This is a genomic window from Streptomyces coeruleoprunus, from assembly GCF_039542925.1.
Classification (GTDB): Bacteria; Actinomycetota; Actinomycetes; order Streptomycetales; family Streptomycetaceae; genus Streptomyces; species Streptomyces coeruleoprunus.
Map to the genome: position 1 here is coordinate 2763655 of NZ_BAABIT010000001.1, position 20983 is coordinate 2784637.

The following is a 20983-nucleotide window of genomic DNA, read 5'->3' on the forward strand; positions in this document are numbered from 1 at the left end:
GTGCCGCCTTCCGTACCCGGTGTGGTCATGACCGGTGCTTACCGGCGACCGGGCCGCCTGCCCTGGGGCGGGGAAAGCATGCGCGAATGTGTCCCGGCTCACGCCTCGGCGGGCTCGTCCACCAGTTCGTCCTGGACGCGCAGACCCGCCACCCACAGCGGCATCAGCCACTGCACGACGAGCGCCGTGAAGAGCACGCTGAAGACGACGGCGCCGTCGGCCCGCACGTCCGTGAGCCACAGCACGGCGCCGAACGCGGCGGTGCCCAGGCCCAGCAGCCACGTGGTGATGCGGTGCGCCAGGGCGCGGACCCGGTCGCGCTCGGCGAGCTGCCGCTCGTCCAGCATCCGGCCGCGCAGTTCGAGCAGGCCGCGCGTGGCGGCGTTGATGCCCCCGGTGACGACCACCCAGGGCAGCAGCACCCCGAGCATCACGAACGTGGCCCAGAACACCTCGCCGACGACCATGGCCAGCCAGGCGGTCGCCGCGACGGCGGTGAGGCCGATGTGGGCGACGACCAGCGTCCGCCGGCGCGCGGCGGTGGCGTAGAGCGGCCTCCCCTCACGCCGGTTCATGAGCGCGAACATGTGCCGGTCGTAGCGCGTCGCGTTCGTGGTCATTGGTTCCTCCCGTTTACCCCGTAGATCTCGTTCGTGAGCGGCTGGAACGGCTCCAGGGAGAACAGCGCCTCCACCGGCAGCCGGAAGTACGCGGCCAGCTTCAACGCCAGGTCGAGGCTGGGGTTGTACTGCCCGCGCTCGATGTAGCCGATGGTCTGGTAGTGGACGCCGACGGCTTCGGCGAGAGCCTGACGCGACACCTTCCGCTCAGCTCTGACCACGGCCAGCCTGTTGTGCACCTGCTCGCTCATGTATAAGAAGTACTACATTCGATCGCACATGCGCAATGATCCGTATGGATGATGTGCTGGCTGCCCCCGCGCCCGGTCGCCGCGGCGGCGGAGCGTTCCCGCTCTAGGGTTCGACCATGCGCAGCAGCGACAGCGACCGCGTCTACCTCGCCCGCGTCGACCACCTGCGCGCCGCCGCCGCCGTGCTGGTGGTCCTGTACCACGGCTGCCAGCTGCTCGGCGCGCGGATCGAGGGCCGCGCCCTCACCGACGCCGCCCAGCGGCAGCACTCCACCAACCCGGCCGCCACGCTCGTCCTCGAAGGCCACACGGCCGTCGCGCTGTTCATGGTCCTGTCGGGGTTCATCTTCACGGTCGGCGCCCACGGCAGGCCCATCCGGTACGGACGGTTCGTCACCAACCGGCTCCTGCGGGTCTATCCGCTGTACCTGGTCATCGCCGTGCTGGGCCTCGCGACCCAGGTGGCCCTGCCGTCCTTCGAGCACCTGCTGGCCGTCCTGACCTTCACGACGCCCGGCCAGCCGTACGGAGGCGTCTTCTGGACGCTCAGCGTCGAGCTGCAGTTCTACCTGCTCTTCCCGCTGCTCAACCGGCTGCTGGGCGAGCGCGGCCCCGGCGCCCTGCTGCGGCTGCTCGGCGCGATCGCGCTGCTGCGCCTCCTCGTCTGGCTCAGCAGCCCGGCGCCCGAGCCGCACACGTCCGCGCTCTACCTGGGGCTCGCGGGCCGCATCGACCAGTTCCTGCTCGGCATGCTGGCCGCCTGGTGCTACCTGCGCCACCGCGAACGGCTGCGCGCCGGGTGGCTGCCGCCCGCCGCCCTCGCATTGGCGCTGGGCGCCCTGTGGGGCTTCCACCAGCTCCGGGGCTTCATGTCCGACAGCCCGCTGAAGCTGGTGTGGAGCACCCTGGAGGGCGCGGTGTGGGCGGTGTTCGTCGCCGTGTACGTGGCGGGGGCGCGGGACCGGGGCGGGGCCGTGTCCCGGGCCGCGGCCCGGCTCGGCGAGGTCAGCTACTCCGTCTACCTCACGCACTTCATGGTGCTGACGGTGCTGTGCGAGGACGCCCGGCTGGTGGGCGCGCTGCCCTCGCTGCCGCCCGTGTGGGCGGCGTTCGCGCTGAGCGCCCTGGTGGCGCTGCCGGTCACGGTGGGGCTGTCGTTCCTCACGTACCACGCCGTGGAGCTGCCGTTCCTGCGGCTGCGCCGGCCCTACTTGGGGAGCTCGCCGACGGGGGCGGGGAACGCGACGCCCCCGGCCGCGCGAGGCGAGCCGGGGGCGGTGGTGCGTTCCTGACGGTTCAGGAGCGGCCCTGGGGGCCGGTCAGATGAGGCCGAGGCCGCGGACGGCGTCGCGCTCCTCCGCCAGCTCCTGCACCGACGCGTCGATGCGGGAGCGGGAGAACTCGTTGACGTCCAGGCCCTGGACGATCTCGTACTTGCCGTCCTTGCAGGTCACCGGGAAGGAGGAGATCAGGCCCTCCGGGACGCCGTAGGAGCCGTCGGACGGGATGGCCATGGAGGTCCAGTCGCCCTCGGCGGTGCCGTTCACCCACGTGTGGACGTGGTCGATCGCGGCGTTCGCGGCGGAGGCGGCGGAGGAGGCGCCACGGGCCTCGATGATGGCCGCGCCGCGCTTGGCGACGGTCGGGATGAAGTCCTCGGCCAGCCACTTCTCGTCGTTGACGACCTCGGCGGCGCTCTTGCCGCCGATGGTGGCGTGGAAGATGTCCGGGTACTGGGTCGCCGAGTGGTTGCCCCAGATCGTCAGGCGCTTGATGTCGGAGACCTGGGCGCCGGTCTTCTTCGCGAGCTGCGACAGCGCGCGGTTGTGGTCGAGGCGGGTCATCGCGGTGAAGCGCTCGGCCGGTACGTCCGGGGCGGCGGCCTGCGCGATGAGCGCGTTGGTGTTGGCCGGGTTGCCGACGACGAGGACCTTGATGTCGTCCGCGGCGTGGTCGTTGATGGCCTTGCCCTGCGGCTTGAAGATGCCGCCGTTGGCCTCCAGCAGGTCGCCGCGCTCCATGCCCTTCGTGCGCGGGCGGGCGCCCACAAGCAGGGCCACGTTGGCGCCGTCGAAGGCGACGTTCGGGTCGTCGGTGATCTCGATGCCGCGCAGCAGCGGGAAGGCACAGTCGTCGAGCTCCATGGCGGTGCCCTCGGCGGCCTTCAGCCCCTGCGGGATCTCCAGCAGACGGAGCTTGACCGGCACGTCCGCGCCGAGCAGGTGGCCGGAGGCGATGCGGAAGAGCAGCGCGTAACCGATCTGGCCGGCCGCGCCGGTCACGGTGACATTCACGGGAGTGCGGGTCATGGCGATCTCCGTAAGACAGCTGGCGGTGGGGGTCCCTGCCCCTGGTGCTGGACCTCTCCGGCGCCGACGACGCCTCACGTGTGGTGGTGCGATGTCTCGACGTGGAGATATCCAGCGGTCAGGCTATCCGACCCGGGGCGCCTTGAACCCCCGCCCCCTTGTGTCACGGCTCACCCGGACGATGGACGTTCCGGGGTACGGCTCAGCCCGCGGTGCAGCCCTGCGCCCCGGTCTTGAGGGTGGCGCAGGCCTTGGCCCCCGCGCCGCCCTTCGCGGCCACCATCGGCGTGTAGGCGTCGTCGTCGTTCCGTACCGTCCCGTCCTGCGTCGTCCCGCCGACCGTGACCCGTACGGAGTCGCCGGGCACCGCCCGGGTGATACGGGCCCACGCGGCGCCGCACGTCTCGCTGTAGCGGACCTCCACGTGCGCGGCGCCCACCACCGCCGAGGACACCGTCCTTGCGTACTGGCCGCCGCAGCCCATCCGCTCCGGGTCCTGGCCCGTGCAGGACGCCCCCGCGCACTTGACGCCCGGCGGCAGCGACTGCGGGGTGCTCGGCGTGGGCGACGGCGACGGGGACCGCGCCGCGGTGGTGCCGCCCGCGCGGTGGCCGGCCTGCTTGCCGCCGAGGTCGGTGAGGAGGAAGGCCGCGGCGATGACCAGGAGCGCGCCGACGGCGCCCGCCAGGAACATCACGACGGGGCGGCTGCCCTGCTGGTCCTTCGGCCGGGCCGGGGCGGGGGCGCCGGCCCGCGCCTTCGCCTTGGACTTCCGCTCGGCCTTGGCCTTGGCCTTGGCCTTTCCGGCGGCGGGTGACTGGGCCGGGACGGGCGCGGTCACGGGCTGGGGCTGGGCCTGGGGCGGCAGCGCGGGACCGCGGTAACCGGGGCCGTTCGGGCCGCCGTCCGGCGGTATCACCGCGTACGGGGCCGGGCCGGCGGGGCCGGCGGCCACCGGCGTGGCGCCGGTGTCGCCCAGCGCCGCGCGGGCCTGGGCGATGCGGATCGCCTCCATCGTCCGGTCGTGGCGCATCTCCGCGCGGCTCCACGCCCGTTCGGCCAGCTCCCACATGGTCGTCAGGTGCACCGTGTTCGTCCCGGTGACCTCCGCCAGCGCCAGGACCGCGCCCTTGGGTGCGAGCAGACGGCCGTTCAGGTAGCGCTCCCACGACGTCTTGCTGTAGCCCGTACGGTCCGCCACCGCGGCGATGCTCAGTCCGCTGCGGTCGACGAGCCTGCGCAGCTGCCCGGCGAACTCCCTGACCTGCGGGTCCAGCTCGTCCGGCAGCGCCTTCCAACGCGGCATTGCTCCCCCTCGTCCCCCCGTACGTGCCTGTTCGTGCCTCCTTGAGGATGCGCGAAGCCAGGATGACAGTTCCCCGGGGGCCGGGACATGCCTGCGTACGGAACGGCTGTCCTGTTCTCCACCCCCGTTTCCCGACCGTAGCGCAGCGCGCACACCGTGCCGGAATGGTCACTTCCGTGACACAGCGAACAGATATCCCTTGATCGAAATTGGCGCGTCCATGACGCTGTTTGCAGAGACGGCGCCCGTCCTGACTCGGGGGAGAGGATGGGCGCCGTCGGCGTCTCCGCGCCTGTGCCCGTGCGCGTGCCCGCGCCGTGCCCGCGCCCGCTATGCCGGGCTGAAGCAGTCCGGGCGCGGCCCGGCCCGCGCGACGTGCAGACAGACGCGGACGCCGTCCGCCGGGAGGTCGGCGGCGGCCATCGTGGTGACCAGATACCGCCCGGTGTCGCCCGGGCCGTCCACGTCGATCCGGCGCCTGCGCCCGTCCGGCAGCGTCAACTCGACCGTGTCGCCCGCCCGGAGCCCGGTCGTGCGCACCCAGATCGTGCCGCACAGCTCCGCGTGGCGCAGCTCCAGGCGCCGGCCGCCCTCCGCGGTACGCGTGGCGAGCGTGGTCACCATCCCGGCCCCGCCGCACCCCATGGCCAGCGGGTCCTTGCCCTCGCAGGTCCGCCCCGAGCAGCCCGGGTTGCGGAGCAACGGCTCGCGGACCGGCTCTCCGCCCTTGCCGGGCAGGAGCGCCAGCACGGCGAAGAGCGCCGCGCCCACGAGAACCCCGAGCGACACCAGGACCAGCACGACAGCGGTGGGCCGCGTCCGCCGGTGCCGTACGGCTGCGGGCGCGGGGGTCCTCCCGGGTCCGGACCGGGCGGTCGGGCCCGACGCCGGGCCGGGCGGCGCGGGCCTCGGCGCGTGGGCGCGGCCGCTCCACTCCGCGTCGGCCAGCTCCCACAGGGCCAGCAGCCGTCCCGGAGGCTCGCCCACGAGCGCGCACAGTGCCTCAACGGCGCGGCGCGGCACGGGCTTCTTGCCGTTGAGGTACCGCTCCCAGGACGACTTGCTGTACGCGGTGCGGGTGGCCAGCGCGGCCAGGCTCAGCCCGGACCGCTCCCGCAGCCGCCGCAGCTCCGAGGCCAGCCGTACGCACTCGGCGGCCCCGCCGCCGTCCCTCACTTGCGCAGCTCCCTCCAGGTGTCCGGCCCCACTATCCCGTCCACCACGAGGCCCCGCTTCTGCTGGAAGCGCTTGGCGGCCTCCTTCGTCGACTCGGCGTACAGCCCGTCGGTGGTGCCCGGGTCGAAGCCGTGCTCGCGCAGCAGGCACTGGACCTCGACGACGTCGAAGCCGGTGCTGTTGATGTCGAGCAGCATCTCGCGGGTGGCGCTGTGCCCGGCGCGCAGTTCGCCGCCCTCGCGGCGGACCTCGCAGCGGTACGTCTGGCCCCGCAGGTAGCCGGTGTCGGCGACCGCGTGCCCCGCGGGCTTCTGGTCGCCGCCCCAGACGCCCGCGGTGAGCAGCCCCGCCGCGAAGGCGACCGCCACGGCGACGGCGCCGGCCACGACGACGGCCCCGAGCGGCACCATGCGCCGGGAGCGGCCGGCGGCGCCGGTGGCCGCGGCGGGCGTCGCGGGGGCGGGCTCCGGCGGCCCGGGCGCGTCGTCGCGTACGGGATCGGCGTCGGGCGCCCGCTCCCCGGACGTACCGGATGTGCCGGCCGTACCGGCCCCCTCCCCTCCCCCGGCCGCCCGGTCCTGCCTGGCCTGTGCGGCCAGTTCGTACAGCACCACCAGCCGGGTCGCGTCCGCCCCGCACACCTGGGCCATTTCTTCCACGGCCTGCCGCGGCACGGGCTGCTTGCCGTTGAGATACCGCTCCCAGGACGAGCGGCTGTAGCCCGTCTTGCCCGCGAGTGCCGCGAGGCTGAGCCCGCTGTGGTCCTTCAGCCGGCGCAACTGGACGACCAGCCGGCGTTCCCGGTCGTCGAGCCCCGCGGGCAGTTCCTTCCATCTGGCCATGACGTCCCCCCTGGCGCGTCGTACCTACCGCTTCATCAGATCGTCCCGCGCCCGGACGGTTCCACCGGCCCCGGAACGCCTGGCGGGATCCGGCCATGTCCCCGCGTCCCACGGCGACTTCCTGGGAGAGAACGTCCCAGCAGGTCAGAGGGCGGGACGTCCCACGTCCGCCCCAAGTGCGGGGCGGCTCTGGCGCGGTACGGAGTTGGCGCGGGATGGTCGTCACCGAGCCCGGCCGCAGCGCCGACGCCCGTCGGGCGCCGGGCACACGGCCGGCGGCGGCGCGTCCTCGACGGGGGAAGCACGGGGGAACACGGGGGGAACACGGGGACGGGCCGCCGCCCGGAACGGGTCAGAACGCCGCCAGGGCCTTCAGGAGGTTCTCCTCGAGCGCCTCCAGGAACTGGGTGGTCGTCAGCCACGGCTGGCCGGGCCCGAACAGCAGGGCGAGGTCCGCCGTCATCTGGCCGCCCTCGACGGTCTCGGCGCAGACCCGTACCAGGGCGTCGGCGAACCGGACGACCTCCGGGGTGCCGTCCAGCCTGCCGCGGTGGGCGAGGCCGCGGCTCCAGGCGCAGACCGAGGCGATCGGGTTGGTCGACGTGGGCCTCCCCTGCTGGTGCAGCCGGTAGTGGCGGGTCACCGTGCCGTGCGCGGGCTCGGCCAGGAGCGTGCGCCCGTCCGGGGTCACCAGGACGGACGTCATCAGGCCGGGCGTGCCGAAGCCCCGGGAGACGAGCGCGGAGCGGAGGTCGCCGTCGTGGCCGCCGCGGCCCGCCCAGATCCAGCCGCCGTCGCCCTTCAGGGCCTCGGCGACCATGTCGCCGGCGGGCCGGTGCTCGTACGTGAGGTCCGCCCGCTCGAAGTCCGCGCGGAACTCCGCGTCGTAGACCTCCTGGAAGAGGTCCCTGAACCGGCCGTCGTACCTCTTCAGAGCGGTGTTCCTCGTCGACAGGTACACCGGGAAGCGGCGCTCCAGGCCGTGCCGGAGCACGGCGCGCGCGAAGTCCCGGGCCGGTGCGTCGAGGCTGTGCACGGCGAGCGCGGTGCCGGGTCCGGGGAAGGCGCACACCTCCCGCTCGACGGGCTCGGAGCCCGCGCCGTCCGTCGGCGTGAAGGTCACCGTCAGCGTGCCCTCGCCGGGCACCCTCAGCTCCGTGGCGCCGTCCTGGTCGTCCAGGGCCGGCCGGGCGACGACGGCGGGCCGGGTCGCCGGGCCGGGGAACGGCCGGGGCAGGTCGCCGATGACGACCGGCTCGTGGAGGACGGCGCCGCCCAGGACGGCGCCGATGGTGGCCGCGGGCGGGCGGAACCTCGCCTTGAGCCGGAACTCCTCCACGCGGGCCTCGTCGGGGCCGATGGCGGGGCACTTGACGCCCGCGCCGTACCGCAGGACGGCCTGCGCGGCGTCGGCCGTCACCTGGTCGCCGGTGGCGTCCCGGCTCTGGACGCCCAGGTCGTAGTACTTCAGGTCGACATCGAGGTGGGGCAGGACGAGCCTGTCCCTGATGAACTGCCAGATGACGCGGGTCATGTCGTCGCCGTCGAGCTCGACGACGGGATGGACTGCCTTGATCTTGGCCATGCGGCGGAACCCTCTTCTCGCACTCGGGCGGGCCCCCTACCGCACAGTGAAGCGCACGACCTCCTTCAGGAACGGGATCTCCAGCCACGGGTTCGGTTGCGTCATCAGTGCGAGCAGCACGATGGCCCCGCCGAGGGTGCCGTACGTGATCATGTCGGTGAACCGGGACCGTACGGCGAGCATGCCGACGGACGGCAGCGCGCGCCGCAGCGCGGCCCCGGTCAGCAGGGCGACGCCCACGAGGATCGCGCCGACGCGGGGCGCCTGCGGGAACGGGTCGAACCCGATGACGAGCAGCCCCACCGCGGTGAGCCCCAGCACGGTGAGCAACGGCCACTGCCGGGCGGGCGCGGGCGCGTCCCCGGGCGCGGCCCTGCCGCCGCCCTCGGGGCGGGAGGTGCCTTCGGTGACGGCCATGAACCGCTGCGACTTGGCCGCGGGCGCGGGCGGCGCGGCGGGCGCTCCCGTACGTGTCGGGGCGCCCCCGGAGCCCCGAGCCTGCCCGGGGCCTCCGGCTCCGGAGGTCGCCCGTGCGCGCCCGGAACCGGAGGCGGTGGCCGGGGCGGGGCCGGAGGCGGAGGCAGTGCGGCCGGGGGCCGGTTCCGCTGCGCCCGCCTGTTCCGCCCCGGCGGAACGACCGCCCACAGCGGAACCGGCGGCGTCAGGTGGGGTGGTCGGGGACTCGTCGTTCGCCCGTGCGCCCATGGGGGTCGACCTCTCCGGCTCAGTTCGTGGCGGCGGTCGCGGCGCGTTCGGCCGCCTCGACGACGTTGACCAGCAGCTGGGCGCGGGTCATGGGGCCCACGCCGCCCGGGTTCGGGGCGACCCAGCCGGCCACCTCGGCCACGCCGGGGTGGACGTCGCCCACGATCTTGCCGTTCTCGTCGCGGCTGACGCCCACGTCGAGCACGGCGGCGCCCGGCTTGATGTCCTCCGGCTTGATCAGGTGCGGCACACCGGCGGCGGCCACCACGATGTCGGCCCGCCGCAGGTGCGCGGCCAGGTCGCGCGTACCCGTGTGGCACTGCGTGACCGTCGCGTTCTCGGACTTGCGGGTGAGCAGCAGCGGCATCGGGCGGCCGATCGTGACGCCCCGGCCCACCACGACGACGTGCGCCCCGGCGATCTCCACGCCGTGGCGGCGCAGCAGCGTCACGATGCCGGCGGGCGTGCACGGCAGCGGCGCGGGCTCGCCGAGGACCAGCCGGCCCAGGTTCGTCGGGTGCAGACCGTCCGCGTCCTTGGCGGGGTCCATCAGCTCCAGCACGCGGTTGGTGTCGATGCCCTTGGGCAGCGGGAGCTGCACGATGTAGCCGGTGCAGGCGGGGTCCTCGTTCAGCTCGCGGACGACCGCCTCGATGTCCTCCTGCGTGGCGGTGGCGGGCAGTTCACGCTGAATGGACGCGATACCGACCTGCGCGCAGTCGCGGTGCTTGCCCGCGACGTACTTCTGACTGCCGACGTCCTCGCCGACCAGCAGCGTTCCCAGGCCGGGCGTGACGCCCCGCTCCTTGAGGGCCGCCACGCGGGCGGCCAGATCGGACTTGATCGCGGCGGCGGTCGCCTTGCCATCGAGAATCTGCGCGCTCATGGGCCCATCCTCGCGGATGGACCCCGCCCTCTTCCAATTCGCGTGCGCCCGTGCGGGAGGTCAGGTTGCACTTACACAACACTTACGTTTATCGACTGGACAAAAAGTCGACGTTAATACCACGATGAGCCGCGCAATGCCGCGGGCAGTGCCGGGGGGACAAAGCGGCGCGTACATGTGCAGTTCGGTTCCTCCGCGCGGGCCGCGCGTCCCCGCACAACCCACGGAGGAATCACCGCCATGAGTTACGGCGACCCGAACAACCCCTACGGCCAGCAGCCGCAGCAGCCCGGCTACGGCCAGCCCGCCCAGCCCGGCTACGGCTACCCCCAGGCCCCGCCGGTCCAGCCCTACGGCGCCGGCTACCCCGCTGCCCCGATGGCGATGCCGGGCCTGATGCAGACCGCTCGCGTCCTGCTCTTCATCGTCGCCGGCCTCCAGATCATCGTCGGCATCGTCCTGGCCATCATGTTCGCGGCCGTGCAGGACGTCGGTAACTCGACCGGCGCGGAGAGCGCCACCAACGCCCTCGCGGGCCTCGGCTACATCCTGGTCGTGATCGTGCTGGGCTTCGCGGCCTGGGCGATCATCCTGGGCGTCAAGTTCTCCAAGGGCGGCGGCGGCGTGCGCGTGGCGACCATCGTCTACGCGTCGCTGTACATCCTGCTCAGCCTGGCCAACTTCGCGGGCGGCACGTCCTCGTCCGCGGTCGGCGGCGTCATCGGTCTGGCCATCGGCGGCATCATCCTGGCCTCGATGGTCAACAGCAGCGCCAGCGCGTGGTTCAACCGCCCGCGCATGTGATCCCCTGATCACGGCACCGCGTCCGCAGCACGAAGGCCGTGGCACCACCCGAGGGTGGTGCCACGGCCTTCGCCGTGTCCGCGGGATCAGTGGAAGAAGTGGCGCGTCCCCGTGAAGTACATCGTCACGCCCGCCTTCTTCGCGGCCTCCACGACGAGTTCGTCACGGACCGAACCGCCCGGCTGCACGACGGCCTTCACGCCCGCCGCGGCGAGGATCTCCAGGCCGTCCGGGAACGGGAAGAACGCGTCCGAGGCGGCGTACGAGCCGCGCGCACGCTCCTCGCCGGCCCGCTCGACCGCGAGCTTCGCCGAGTCGACGCGGTTGACCTGGCCCATGCCGACGCCGACGCTCGCGCCGTCCTTGGCGAGCAGGATCGCGTTGGACTTGACGGCCCGGCAGGCCTTCCACGCGAACGCCAGCTCGGCCAGCTCGTCGGCGGGCAGGGCCTCGCCGGTCGCCAGGGTCCAGTTGGCCGGGTCGTCGCCGTCCGCCTGGAGGCGGTCGGTGACCTGGAGCAGCACGCCGCCGTCGATCGGCTTCGTCTCGACCGGGGCGGACGGGGCGTCGGGGCAGCGCAGCACCCGGATGTTCTTCTTGCGGGAGAGGACCTCGACCGCGCCGGCCTCGTAGTAGGGCGCCACGATGACCTCGGTGAAGATCTCGGCGACCTGCTCGGCCATCTCGACGGTCACCGGCCGGTTGACGGCGATGACGCCGCCGAAGGCGGACAGCGGGTCACAGGCGTGGGCCTTGCGGTGCGCCTCGCCGACGTCCGCGCCGATGGCGATGCCGCACGGGTTGGCGTGCTTGATGATCGCGACGCACGGCTCGTCGTGGTCGTACGCGGCCCGGCGCGCGGCGTCGGTGTCCGTGTAGTTGTTGTACGACATCTCCTTGCCGTGCAGCTGCTCGGCCTCGGCCAGGCCGCCCCGGCCGCTGAGGTAGAGCGCGGCGCCCTGGTGCGGGTTCTCGCCGTAGCGCAGCACGTTCTGGCGCGTGTAGGTGGCGCCGATGAAGTCGGGGAACGCCGACTCGTCGGCGGGCGCGTAGGAGGACGCGAACCAGGACGCGACGGCCACGTCGTACGCGGCGGTGTGCTGGAACGCCTCGGCCGCCAGACGCTTGCGCGCGGCCAGGTCGAAGCCGCCCGCCTTCACCGCGGCGAGCACGTCGCCGTACCGGGCCGGGGAGGTGACCACCGCGACGGACGGGTGGTTCTTGGCGGCGGCGCGGACCATGGAGGGGCCGCCGATGTCGATCTGCTCGACGCACTCGTCGGGGCCGGCCCCGGAGGCCACGGTCGCCTCGAACGGGTACAGGTTGACCACGACCAGCTCGAAGGGCTCCACACCCAGCTCGGCGAGCTGCTCGCGGTGCGCGTCGAGGCGCAGGTCGGCGAGGATTCCGGCGTGCACGCGCGGGTGCAGCGTCTTGACCCGGCCGTCCAGGCACTCGGGGAAGCCGGTCAGCTCCTCGACCTTGGTGACCGGGACGCCCGCTGCGGCGATCTTCGCGGCCGTGGAGCCGGTGGAGACCAGCTCGACGCCGGCCTCGTGCAGCCCGCGGGCCAGCTCCTCCAGCCCCGTCTTGTCGTAGACACTGATCAACGCGCGACGGATGGGCTTATTCACCGACATGAACCTTTCGTCCCTCAATGCGGTAGCCGTGCCGGGCCAGACGCCCCACGACATCGACGAGCAGCGTGCGCTCGACTTCCTTGATGCGCTCGTGCAGAGCGGCTTCGTCGTCCGTGTCCAGCACCTCGACCACACCCTGGGCGATGATCGGGCCGGTGTCGACTCCGTCGTCGACGAAGTGGACGGTGCACCCGGTGACCTTGGCTCCGTACGCGAGGGCGTCGCGCACACCGTGGGCACCGGGAAAACTGGGCAGCAGGGCAGGGTGCGTATTGACGGTCCGGCCGCCGAAACGCGCCAGGAACTCCTTGCCCACGATCTTCATGAAGCCGGCCGACACGACGAGGTCCGGCTCGTACGCGGCCGTCGCCTCGGCCAGCGCGCGGTCCCACTCGTCGCGGCTCGCGTGGTCCTTCACCCGGCACACGAAGGTCGGCACCCCGGCGCGCTCGGCGCGCTCCAGGCCGGCGATCCCGCCCCGGTCGGCCCCCACCGCGACGATCCGGACCTGCGCGCCGTACCCCTCGGGGTCGGCGGCGATCGCGTCGAGCAGCGCTTGCAGGTTCGTCCCTGACCCGGAGACCAGGACGACGATGCGGGCGGGGGCGGCGGCAGCCACAGGGAACTCTTTTCGCGTGGGCGGTGCGGCTAGGCAGGTCGCGGCCGACCGCTTTGTGCTTTGCTACAAACGCGTCGTGTCCCCTGATACGGGGAACTCTACGAACGAGCCGGCCGTCAGCAACGATACCGGCACACCGCACCTCCCCCGGGGGACGGGGGCGGGGGCGGGCGGTAGCGTCTGGGGCGGAGCCGTCCCCGACGACGGACGGACACGACAACAGGGGAAGACGTTCACCACATGCCGGACCGACGCCGCCGCACGGCCATCCACCTCCTGCCGCGGGAACGCCAGTCCACGGACGACAACAATCCGTTCGCGCCTCCGCCCGAGGGCCGTCCGGACCAGCCGTGGCAGCCCCGCCACCCGGGCAACGGCGGAAGCGGGGGTGAGGGAGGCGCCGGGAACGGCGGCGAGGGCGGCCCGTCCGACGACTCGTCCGGCGACGCGTCCGGCAGGGGCCGGGGCAGCCAGTGGAGCCCGCGCCAGCCGGGACGGTCCTCCGGCGGCTTCGGCGGCGGACCCCAGGGCGACCGGCCGGGGCCGGGCCGCCAGGAGGGGCCGCAGCTGCGCTGGGACCCGACCGACCCGGCCCAGCGGCGCGCCCGCTACGCGCTGCTGGCCGGCATGTGGGGGTTCTTCTTCGCCGTCTTCGACTTCCCGGAGCTGGCGCTGCTGCTGGGCGCGCTCGCGCTGTACTGGGGCATCAGCTCCCTGCGCAACAAGGGCGAGTCCCGCCGCCCGGGTGCCGAGGCGCTGACCGGCCAGGACCCGCAGGCCACGACCGCAGGCGCCAAGTCCCAGCGGACGGCGGCGGTCAGCGGGCTGATCACCGCGGGGCTCGCGCTGATCATCGTGGCGGCGATGTTCACGATGCAGCTGGTGTACCGCGACTTCTACACGTGCGTGGAGGACGCCCTGACGAAGGACGGCCAGCTGTCCTGCAACGAACAGCTCCCGACCCCGCTGCGGGACTTGATCGGCGTCAAGGAGTAACCCGACCACACCGCCGTTCCGTCACTGCGGGCCGGCGCCGCACCGCCGTTCCGGTCGCTGTGGGCTCAGCGCCGGTGCCGCCGTTCCTGCTGTGGGCTGCCGCCGGTGCCGCCGCGACCGCCGTTCCGTCGTTGTGGGCAGTCGTTCCGCTGGGGCGGAACGGGTGGGCACAACGACGGAACGGCCACCCGGCCCGAGGGCCCACCCCCGGCGCGCGCCACGACGGTGGGTGGGTCCGGGTGCGGCCCGGGGTCACGCTCAGATTGGCTCGCTCGGGGCCTTGAGAGCGAAGCGTTGCTGCGTCGCCAATCCTGCGCGCGCGACCCCCGGTCCACCCCCGTCCCGTCGTCGGGCGTCCTCATGTGAGTGGGGGGTGCTGCCCGTCGTCGCCAGGGGGCGCGGCGCGTAGCCACCAAGCGCGGAGCGCCAGTGACAGGGGAACGCCCAGGGTCGCCGTCCAGGCGACCGCCGCCGCGCCCGTGCGCCACCACACCGGCCCGAACTCCGCCAGCCGCCCCGCCCCCAGCGGCCCACCCGCGGCCGCCGCCAGCGCCGCCAGGGCACACCCGCACACCACCGCGGCCAGCAGGGCGGTGAGCGCCGTCTCCCGCACCCCCCAGGCCTCCTCGCGCGCGCCCCGCGCCAGTCGCCAGCCCATCAGGAGACCCGCCACCACCGGCGCCGCCGCCACCGACCAGGCGAGCCAGCCGCCCGGCGCCTCGCCGGGGACCGCCGCCAGCAGGGGGAAGTCCGGCACCGCCGGCCGGCCGGTCACCGCGAGCGGGGTGACCGTGGCCCCCGTACCGAGGGCGAATCCCGCGCCGAGCCCGTACGCCGCACCCCACACCGCCGCGTTCGGCACCAGCGCGAGTGCCAGCAGGACGACCGCCGCCCGCCCGGACCAGTCCGCCGACAGGCCCAGCAGTGACGTGCGGGCCGCGCCCGCGTGCCAGGCCAGCGCCGCGGCGGCCAGCAGCGTCCCGCCGGCCACCAGCGCCAGCACTGCCCAGGCCGCCGCCCGCGCGGCCGCCGCCGGCCGCACCCGGCCCCGCAGCCGCGCGGGCAGCACCCCCGGCGGGCACCCGACGCCGCGCCACGCCCCGGAGGCCGCCGCGGCCACCACGAGGAGCGGCACGTGGACCGCCACGCTCTCCAGGTCCGCCCGCAGGGGGCCCCGCGCGGCGTAGACCGCGGCGCACGCGGCGACCACGAGGTACCCCGCGGTCACGGCGCACACCGCCCCGAACGGCGACGGCCTGGGCCGCCCGTCCGTCGGCTCCACCGCGTCACGCACCGTCCGGTGCGCCAGCCACACCGGCAGCGCCGCCAGGAGCAGCGGGACGACGCCGACGGGCGCGGACGAGCCCGCGAGCGCGTCGGCCCGCACCAGCTCCGCCCCGTGGGCCAGCAGCCACAGGCTCGCCGCGGTGCGCAGCGCCGCTCCGGGTCCGCTGTCCGGGTACGGGGAGGTGGTCCACGCGACGATCACCAGGACGGCCAGCACCCCGAGGCCCAGCCCGCCGGCGATCACCCCGCGCACGAGGGACGCGGCCATGGCGGCGGCGGCACTCCCGCCGTACACGACGGGCCGGTCGGTGGTCGTCTCGGTCACGGAAGCATGCTGCCAACGACACGCGCTGTAGCCGTGTAACGAGCGAATGCCCGTTGTGTCGCTCAATATACGGTTATGTACTTTTCCGTTGAGTGCTGTGCTCCCGGGAGCCTTCCATGACCGGGAACACCCAGGTCGCCCAGGCGCTCACGGGCGAGCCCACCGAAACCCCGCCCGGCCCGCCGCCACAGGACGGGTCGGCGCCCATGCCCACGGAGGCGTTCGACGCGCTGTACACCGGCACCGCGCCGGACCTCGCCCAGCAGGCGTACCTGCTCACCGGGCGCCGCCGCCTCGCGCGCGAGGCGGTCGAGTACGCCTTCCACGTCGCCTGGGGCCGCTGGCCCGAGGTCGCCATCGACCGGAACCCCGCCGGCTGGGTGCGGGCGGTGACGTACGACTACGCGCTGTCCCCCTGGCACCGATTCCGGCCCGCCCACCGGCACCCCGACCCGCCGCCGGACGGCCGCCGTGCGCGCGGCCTGCGCGAGGCGCTGCTGGAGCTGCCGCCCCCGTACCGCAGGACGCTGCTGCTCTACGACGGCCTCGGCATCGGCCTGCCCGAGACCGCCGCCGAGACGGAGGCCAGCACCCCCGCCGCCGGCAACCGGCTCCTCCACGCCCGCGCCCTCCTCGCCGAGCACGACCCCGACACCACCGAGCCGGAGGTGCTGCGCGCGCGGCTGGCGGAGCTGCTGGCCGCCGGCCCGACGATCGTGCTGTCCGCCCCGCGTGCCGTCCGCACCGGCAGCGAGCGGCGCGTCCGGCTGTGGACCCGCGCCGCCGTCGCGCTCACCGCGCTGATCGTCGCGGCCACCGCCTTCACCCTGGCCACCGCCCCCACCCGGTACGAGCCGCCGCTCGCACCCGGCGAGGCCGTCGGCGGCGTACCGGTCCTCAGCGGCTCTCAGCCGCTCACCCAGCAGGAGCAGCAGCTGCGCGACCGGCTGCACTCCGAGCCGGTGAACGGCCCGCCCCGCCTCGTACCCGACTCGCGCTGACGGCGTCGCCGCGACGACGAACGGGTGGGCCCGCCCCCGGACGTACCGGGAGCGGGCCCACCCGCTGCGACTTTCGAGGCGATCAGGCGGCGTGACCCTCAAGGATCTCGCGCGCCAGCTTGGCCGTCTCGGTCGGCGTCTTGCCGACCTTGACGCCCGCGGCCTCCAGGGCCTCCTTCTTCGCCTGCGCGGTGCCGGACGAACCGGACACGATCGCACCGGCGTGGCCCATCGTCTTGCCCTCGGGGGCGGTGAAGCCCGCGACGTAGCCGACGACCGGCTTGGTGACGTTGGCCTTGATGAAGTCGGCCGCGCGCTCCTCGGCGTCGCCGCCGATCTCACCGATCATGACGATCAGCTCGGTCTCCGGGTCGGCCTCGAAGGCCGCCAGGGCGTCGATGTGGGTGGTGCCGATGACCGGGTCACCACCGATGCCGACGCAGGACGAGAAGCCGATGTCACGCAGCTCGTACATCATCTGGTAGGTCAGCGTGCCGGACTTCGACACCAGACCGATCTTGCCGGGCTTGGTGATGTCGCCCGGGATGATGCCGGCGTTGGACTGGCCCGGCGTGATCAGGCCGGGGCAGTTCGGGCCGATGATGCGGGTCTTGTTGCCCTTGGACTTCGCGTACGCCCAGAAGGCGGCGGAGTCGTGGACGGCGATGCCCTCGGTGATGACGACGGCCAGCGGGATCTCGGCGTCGATGGCCTCGATGACGGCGGCCTTCGCGAAGGCCGGCGGCACGAAGAGGACGGAGACGTCGGCGCCGGTCTTCTCCATCGCCTCGGCGACCGAGCCGAAGACGGGAACTTCGGTGCCGTCGAAGTCGACGGTGGTGCCGGCCTTGCGCGGGTTCACACCGCCGACGATGTTGGTGCCGTCACCCAGCATGAGCTTGGTGTGCTTCATGCCGGTGGCGCCGGTCATGCCCTGGACGATGACCTTGCTGTCCTTGGTCAGGAAGATAGCCATGGTGTGTCTGTGACCTCGTCCCTTTTACTTCGCAGCCGCGAGCTCGGCGGCCTTGTCGGCCGCGCCGTCCATGGTGTCCACGCGCTGCACGAGCGGGTGGTTCGCGTCCGAGAGGATCTTGCGACCCAGCTCCGCGTTGTTGCCGTCGAGACGCACGACCAGCGGCTTGGTGACGTCCTCGCCGCGGGAGGCCAGCAGCTCCAGCGCCTGCACGATGCCGTTGGCGACCTCGTCACAGGCGGTGATGCCGCCGAAGACGTTGACGAAGACGGACTTGACGTCCGGGTCGCCGAGGATGATCTCCAGGCCGTTCGCCATGACCTCGGCGGAGGCGCCGCCGCCGATGTCGAGGAAGTTGGCGGGCTTCACGCCGCCGTGCGCCTCACCGGCGTACGCGACGACGTCCAGGGTCGACATGACCAGGCCGGCGCCGTTGCCGATGATGCCGACCTCGCCGTCGAGCTTGACGTAGTTGAGGCCCTTGGCCTTGGCGGCAGCCTCGAGCGGGTTGGCTGCGGCCTTGTCCTCGAGCGCCTCGTGCTCCGGCTGGCGGAAGTCGGCGTTGGCGTCCAGCGAGACCTTGCCGTCGAGGGCCAGGATGTCGCCGGAGGCGACCTTGGCCAGCGGGTTGACCTCGACGAGGAGGGCGTCCTCGGCGACGAAGGTCTTCCACAGGGTCACGAGGACCTCGGCGACCTGCTCGGCCACGTCGGCCGGGAACTGCGCCAGGGCGACGATCTCGCGGGCCTTCTCGATCGAGACGCCCTCGACGGCGTCGACCGGGACCTTGGCCAGCTTCTCGGGGGTCGTCGCGGCGACCTCCTCGATGTCCATGCCGCCCGCGACCGAGGCCATGGCCAGGAAGGTGCGGTTGGTGCGGTCGAGGAGGTACGAGACGTAGTACTCCTCGACGATCTCCGGCGCGGTCTCGGCGATCATGACCTTGTGGACCGTGTGGCCCTTGATGTCCATGCCGAGGATCTGCTGGGCCTTCTCGACCGCGTCCTGCGGGTCGGAGGCCAGCTTGACGCCGCCGGCCTTGCCGCGGCCGCCGACCTTCACCTGCGCCTTGACGACCGAACGGCCGCCCAGTCGCTCGGTGGCCTCGCGCGCCGCCTCAGGCGTGTCGATGACTTCACCGGCCAGCACCGGTACACCGTGCTTGGCGAAGAGGTCCCTCGCCTGGTACTCGAACAGGTCCACGCGCGTCCGTCCCTTTTCTGGTGATCGCGGTTCGTTGTCTGCGTGGGCGTGCCGCGCGCCCGTCTGCGGGCCGAGGGCAACGTGACTGCGCTGTCACAAGGGAGGCGTACACGGTGTCCGTGGACGCGGCATGTCCGTCTCGCAGGTTATCGCCGTGGGACCGGGGTCCCTAAATCGCAGCTCACACCCAAGCGGTGATACCTGTCACAGACACGGGCCTCAAACGGGCGGCCCCCCTGGCTGTGAGGCCGCCCGTCGCTACGGATTTCGTACCAGATCAGACGAGGTAGTCCGGGGTCACGGCGGACACCGTGCCCTCGGCGCCGGCGACGGTCGCGCCGGTGAACGGCTGGGCGTCGGACATGGTCGACGCGGTCAGCGTGTGGGCGAACGGCGTGGCGTGTCCCGCGACACCGCCCGCGAGGTCGGTGGTGGCCGTGGTCACCCCGCCGGCGATGGGCTCGACCTGGTCGGCGACGGCCGCGACGAGCGGCTGGACGGAGCCGGTCACGCCCTGGGCGAACGGCTGGACCTCGCCGACCACGCCGGTCGCCAGCGGCTGGACGCCGGACACGGTGGTGCCCACGGCGCCGCCCGCGACGGTGACCGCGTCACCGGCCGTGTCGGTGGCGTACGGGAGCAGCGCGTCGACGGTGCGGTCCACGATCGGCGGCAGGAGGTCGGCGACCAGGCCGTCCACGACGGGCGCCGTGGTGGCGTAGGCCTGGTCGGCGGTGGGGGTCTGCGGGTCCAGCTCCGCGGCGAAGGCGGCGAGCGGGCCGAAGAGGTAGTCGATCTCGCCCTCGGCCGTGTCGACGACGGACCCGGCGGCCGGCGCCTGGACGCTCGGGGCCTGCACGGACGGGGCCTGGACCGCGGGCGCCTGCACGGACGGCGTCTGGACGCTGGGGGCGGTCGGGGCCTGGAGGGTGGGGGCCTGGACGCTCGGAACCCGGACGGAGCCGGAGTCGACGGTCGTGTCGCCGACGGACACCTCGGCGCCGGTGGAGCCGGGCGTGAGGTCGACGGACACCTCGACGGACGTGTCCTCGACGCTGTCGACCGCCTTGTCCGGCGTGGACAGCGGCACGGACACGGGCAGCTCGTCCGCGCTGGCGGCGGCGGTGCCGAGCGCCCACATGCCGGTGGCGGTGGCGGCGACGGCTATGGAGCGGCGGATGTTCTTGTTCATGCGAACGTCAGTCCTTCGAATGCAAGCGTGTGGTGACGGCGGGCAGACCTGCTCCGCCCCCGCGCGGCAGGTCTTGTGTCGGGTACGAGCGCCGTGTCGGCACGAGCGCGTGCGCCGGCTGGTGGGCGCCGCCGGTTTGCCGTGGGGCAGCCGCCGCGCTGGACGCCGCCGCGCTGTGGGCAGTCGTCCCGCATGGGGCCGGCCCCTGGACCTGGTCCTTGGGAGAGGAACGGGTGGGCACGGCGGAACGGCCCGCAGGGATCGCGGCCGGTGCTTCGGTGCGGTGCGCCGCCTGTGCGGCAGGCGCGACTGGTGGCGCTACGGCTCGGTGGCTCGTGGCTCTGTGGCGCTACGGCTCTGTGGCGCTACGGCTCGGTGGCTCTACGGCTCGGTGGCTCGTGGCTCGAGCGGGAGGGGCGTGGGCCTAGCCGGGGAATTCGAGGATGTCGTGCGGGCGGTCGCACGTGGGCGCGGCGGTCGCGGGCAGGCCGGTGCCTCCCGCTGTGCCGGGCGGCGTGCCCGCGCGGTCGGTGACGGCCGGCTGATCGGCCGCCCCGCGCGGCGAGCCGCTGTCGCCCGCGGTGTGCAGGGCGGCTCCGCCGCAGGGCTGCTGGTGGCGCGCGGGTGCCGGGAAGTCGGCAGGCGCGGAGACCGTGGCGGGCGCCGCCGTGGGCTGCGCCGCAGTGGTGTGTTCCGCGGCCGCGACGCCGGACGGGTCCGTGCCGAACGCGGTGGCGGTCGCGGCACCGGCGACGGCCGGCGCGGTGTCCGGCCGGTCGGTGGTGCGCGGCGCGTCCCCGGGCTGCTGCCCGGACACCGGCCGGTACGGCTCCGCCGACTGCGGCGGCGCGGGCAGGGCGGGCACGGCGGGCGTCAGCACGGGCGGCCGGACCGGCGCGGCCGGTGCGTCCGTGACCGGCGCGGTGACGCCGTGGACGGCGTCGGCGGCGGTGCCGGCGGCTTCAGCGGCTTCGGTGACCGGCTTGGTGGCGGCCGACGAGGTGTCCCGGGCGGCGTCGGGCTCGACGACCCGCCGTACGGTCCCGGTGACGTCCTCGGCGGCAGGCCTCAGCTGCCCGGTCTCCTCGACGGTGACCGCGGAGCGCTGCTCCACGGCCCGCGCGTCGGAGCCGCAGAAGAACCCGATCGCCAGGAGGCCGCCGAGGAACAGCGCGACCGCCCACGCACGCCGGCCCGCCGCACCGCGCCACCGGCGCAGAGCGGCGACGGGCGCAACAGCGGCTGCGACAGTCACGGCGT

At 73.7% G+C, this 20983-nt stretch carries 20 protein-coding genes; 4 read left to right on the forward strand and 16 right to left on the reverse strand.

Going from position 1 to position 20983, the window contains the following annotated elements; all coding sequences use genetic code 11:
• Positions 1–98: 98 nt before the first annotated feature.
• Positions 99–620, reverse strand: coding sequence for a hypothetical protein (locus ABEB09_RS11905; RefSeq protein ID WP_345689869.1), 522 nt, complete (start codon positions 618–620; stop codon positions 99–101).
• Entirely contained in the window at positions 617–871 is a 255-nt protein-coding gene (locus ABEB09_RS11910; RefSeq protein ID WP_345689870.1) for a helix-turn-helix transcriptional regulator, read from the reverse strand. The genes ABEB09_RS11905 and ABEB09_RS11910 overlap by 4 nt, the downstream gene beginning before the upstream one ends.
• A 116-nt stretch (positions 872–987) precedes the next feature.
• On the opposite strand from ABEB09_RS11910, the gene ABEB09_RS11915 reads away from it, so the two are divergent.
• A complete protein-coding gene (locus ABEB09_RS11915) occupies positions 988–2163 on the forward strand; it encodes an acyltransferase family protein (protein ID WP_345689871.1) in 1176 nt (391 codons plus the stop codon).
• A 27-nt stretch (positions 2164–2190) separates the two neighbouring features.
• Here the strand turns inward: ABEB09_RS11915 and ABEB09_RS11920 are convergent, their stop codons facing one another.
• The 7 genes from ABEB09_RS11920 to ABEB09_RS11950 form a co-directional block, all read right to left on the reverse strand.
• Positions 2191–3180 carry a malate dehydrogenase gene (locus ABEB09_RS11920; protein ID WP_345689872.1) on the reverse strand — a complete coding sequence of 330 codons (990 nt, stop codon included), beginning with the start codon at positions 3178–3180 and terminating at the stop codon, positions 2191–2193.
• Positions 3181–3382: 202 nt separating this feature from the next.
• Positions 3383–4486: an XRE family transcriptional regulator gene (locus ABEB09_RS11925; protein ID WP_345689873.1), complete on the reverse strand. Its 1104-nt coding sequence runs from the start codon at positions 4484–4486 to the stop codon at positions 3383–3385.
• A gap of 330 nt (positions 4487–4816) precedes the next feature.
• Positions 4817–5662: a helix-turn-helix domain-containing protein gene (locus tag ABEB09_RS11930; RefSeq protein ID WP_345689874.1), complete on the reverse strand. Its 846-nt coding sequence runs from the start codon at positions 5660–5662 to the stop codon at positions 4817–4819.
• Positions 5659–6504 carry a helix-turn-helix domain-containing protein gene (locus ABEB09_RS11935; protein WP_345689875.1) on the reverse strand — a complete coding sequence of 282 codons (846 nt, stop codon included), beginning with the start codon at positions 6502–6504 and terminating at the stop codon, positions 5659–5661. The genes ABEB09_RS11930 and ABEB09_RS11935 overlap by 4 nt, the downstream gene beginning before the upstream one ends.
• Positions 6505–6856: 352 nt before the next feature.
• A complete protein-coding gene (locus ABEB09_RS11940; protein WP_345689876.1) occupies positions 6857–8089 on the reverse strand; it encodes an NADP-dependent isocitrate dehydrogenase in 1233 nt (410 codons plus the stop codon).
• A 36-nt stretch (positions 8090–8125) separates the two neighbouring features.
• Entirely contained in the window at positions 8126–8506 is a 381-nt protein-coding gene (locus ABEB09_RS11945; RefSeq protein WP_345689877.1) for a DUF3017 domain-containing protein, read from the reverse strand.
• Between the two features lie 307 nt (positions 8507–8813).
• Positions 8814–9680, reverse strand: coding sequence for a bifunctional methylenetetrahydrofolate dehydrogenase/methenyltetrahydrofolate cyclohydrolase (locus ABEB09_RS11950; protein WP_345689878.1), 867 nt, complete (start codon positions 9678–9680; stop codon positions 8814–8816).
• 240 nt (positions 9681–9920) lie between these two features.
• Here ABEB09_RS11950 and ABEB09_RS11955 point away from each other — a divergent pair, with 240 nt between their 5' ends.
• Complete coding sequence (locus ABEB09_RS11955) at positions 9921–10484, forward strand: hypothetical protein (RefSeq protein WP_345689879.1); 564 nt, start codon at positions 9921–9923, stop codon at positions 10482–10484.
• Between the two features lie 86 nt (positions 10485–10570).
• On the opposite strand, the gene purH is transcribed toward ABEB09_RS11955, so the two are convergent.
• Complete coding sequence (gene purH / locus ABEB09_RS11960; RefSeq protein WP_345689880.1) at positions 10571–12124, reverse strand: bifunctional phosphoribosylaminoimidazolecarboxamide formyltransferase/IMP cyclohydrolase; 1554 nt, start codon at positions 12122–12124, stop codon at positions 10571–10573.
• A complete protein-coding gene (purN, locus tag ABEB09_RS11965; RefSeq protein WP_345689881.1) occupies positions 12111–12743 on the reverse strand; it encodes a phosphoribosylglycinamide formyltransferase in 633 nt (210 codons plus the stop codon). The genes purH and purN overlap by 14 nt, the downstream gene beginning before the upstream one ends.
• A gap of 240 nt (positions 12744–12983) precedes the next feature.
• Here purN and ABEB09_RS11970 point away from each other — a divergent pair, with 240 nt between their 5' ends.
• The gene (locus tag ABEB09_RS11970) at positions 12984–13739 is read left to right on the forward strand and encodes a hypothetical protein (protein WP_345689882.1); all 756 of its coding nucleotides are present in this window, start codon (positions 12984–12986) and stop codon (positions 13737–13739) included.
• 358 nt (positions 13740–14097) lie between these two features.
• Here ABEB09_RS11970 and ABEB09_RS11975 read toward each other — a convergent pair whose 3' ends face one another.
• Positions 14098–15351 carry a cell division protein PerM gene (locus tag ABEB09_RS11975; protein ID WP_345689883.1) on the reverse strand — a complete coding sequence of 418 codons (1254 nt, stop codon included), beginning with the start codon at positions 15349–15351 and terminating at the stop codon, positions 14098–14100.
• Between the two features lie 116 nt (positions 15352–15467).
• On the opposite strand from ABEB09_RS11975, the gene ABEB09_RS11980 reads away from it, so the two are divergent.
• Positions 15468–16352, forward strand: coding sequence for a SigE family RNA polymerase sigma factor (locus ABEB09_RS11980; RefSeq protein WP_345689884.1), 885 nt, complete (start codon positions 15468–15470; stop codon positions 16350–16352).
• 82 nt (positions 16353–16434) lie between these two features.
• Here ABEB09_RS11980 and sucD read toward each other — a convergent pair whose 3' ends face one another.
• The 4 genes from sucD to ABEB09_RS12000 all read right to left on the reverse strand — a co-directional run bounded on the left by sucD (position 16435) and on the right by ABEB09_RS12000 (position 20978).
• Complete coding sequence (sucD, locus tag ABEB09_RS11985) at positions 16435–17328, reverse strand: succinate--CoA ligase subunit alpha (protein ID WP_345689885.1); 894 nt, start codon at positions 17326–17328, stop codon at positions 16435–16437.
• A 24-nt stretch (positions 17329–17352) separates the two neighbouring features.
• Positions 17353–18531: an ADP-forming succinate--CoA ligase subunit beta gene (gene sucC / locus ABEB09_RS11990; RefSeq protein ID WP_345689886.1), complete on the reverse strand. Its 1179-nt coding sequence runs from the start codon at positions 18529–18531 to the stop codon at positions 17353–17355.
• 277 nt (positions 18532–18808) lie between these two features.
• Positions 18809–19723 (reverse strand): hypothetical protein, encoded by a 915-nt coding sequence (locus ABEB09_RS11995; protein ID WP_345689887.1) that lies wholly within the window; start codon positions 19721–19723, stop codon positions 18809–18811.
• 424 nt (positions 19724–20147) lie between these two features.
• Complete coding sequence (locus ABEB09_RS12000; protein ID WP_345689888.1) at positions 20148–20978, reverse strand: hypothetical protein; 831 nt, start codon at positions 20976–20978, stop codon at positions 20148–20150.
• Positions 20979–20983: the final 5 nt, after the last annotated feature.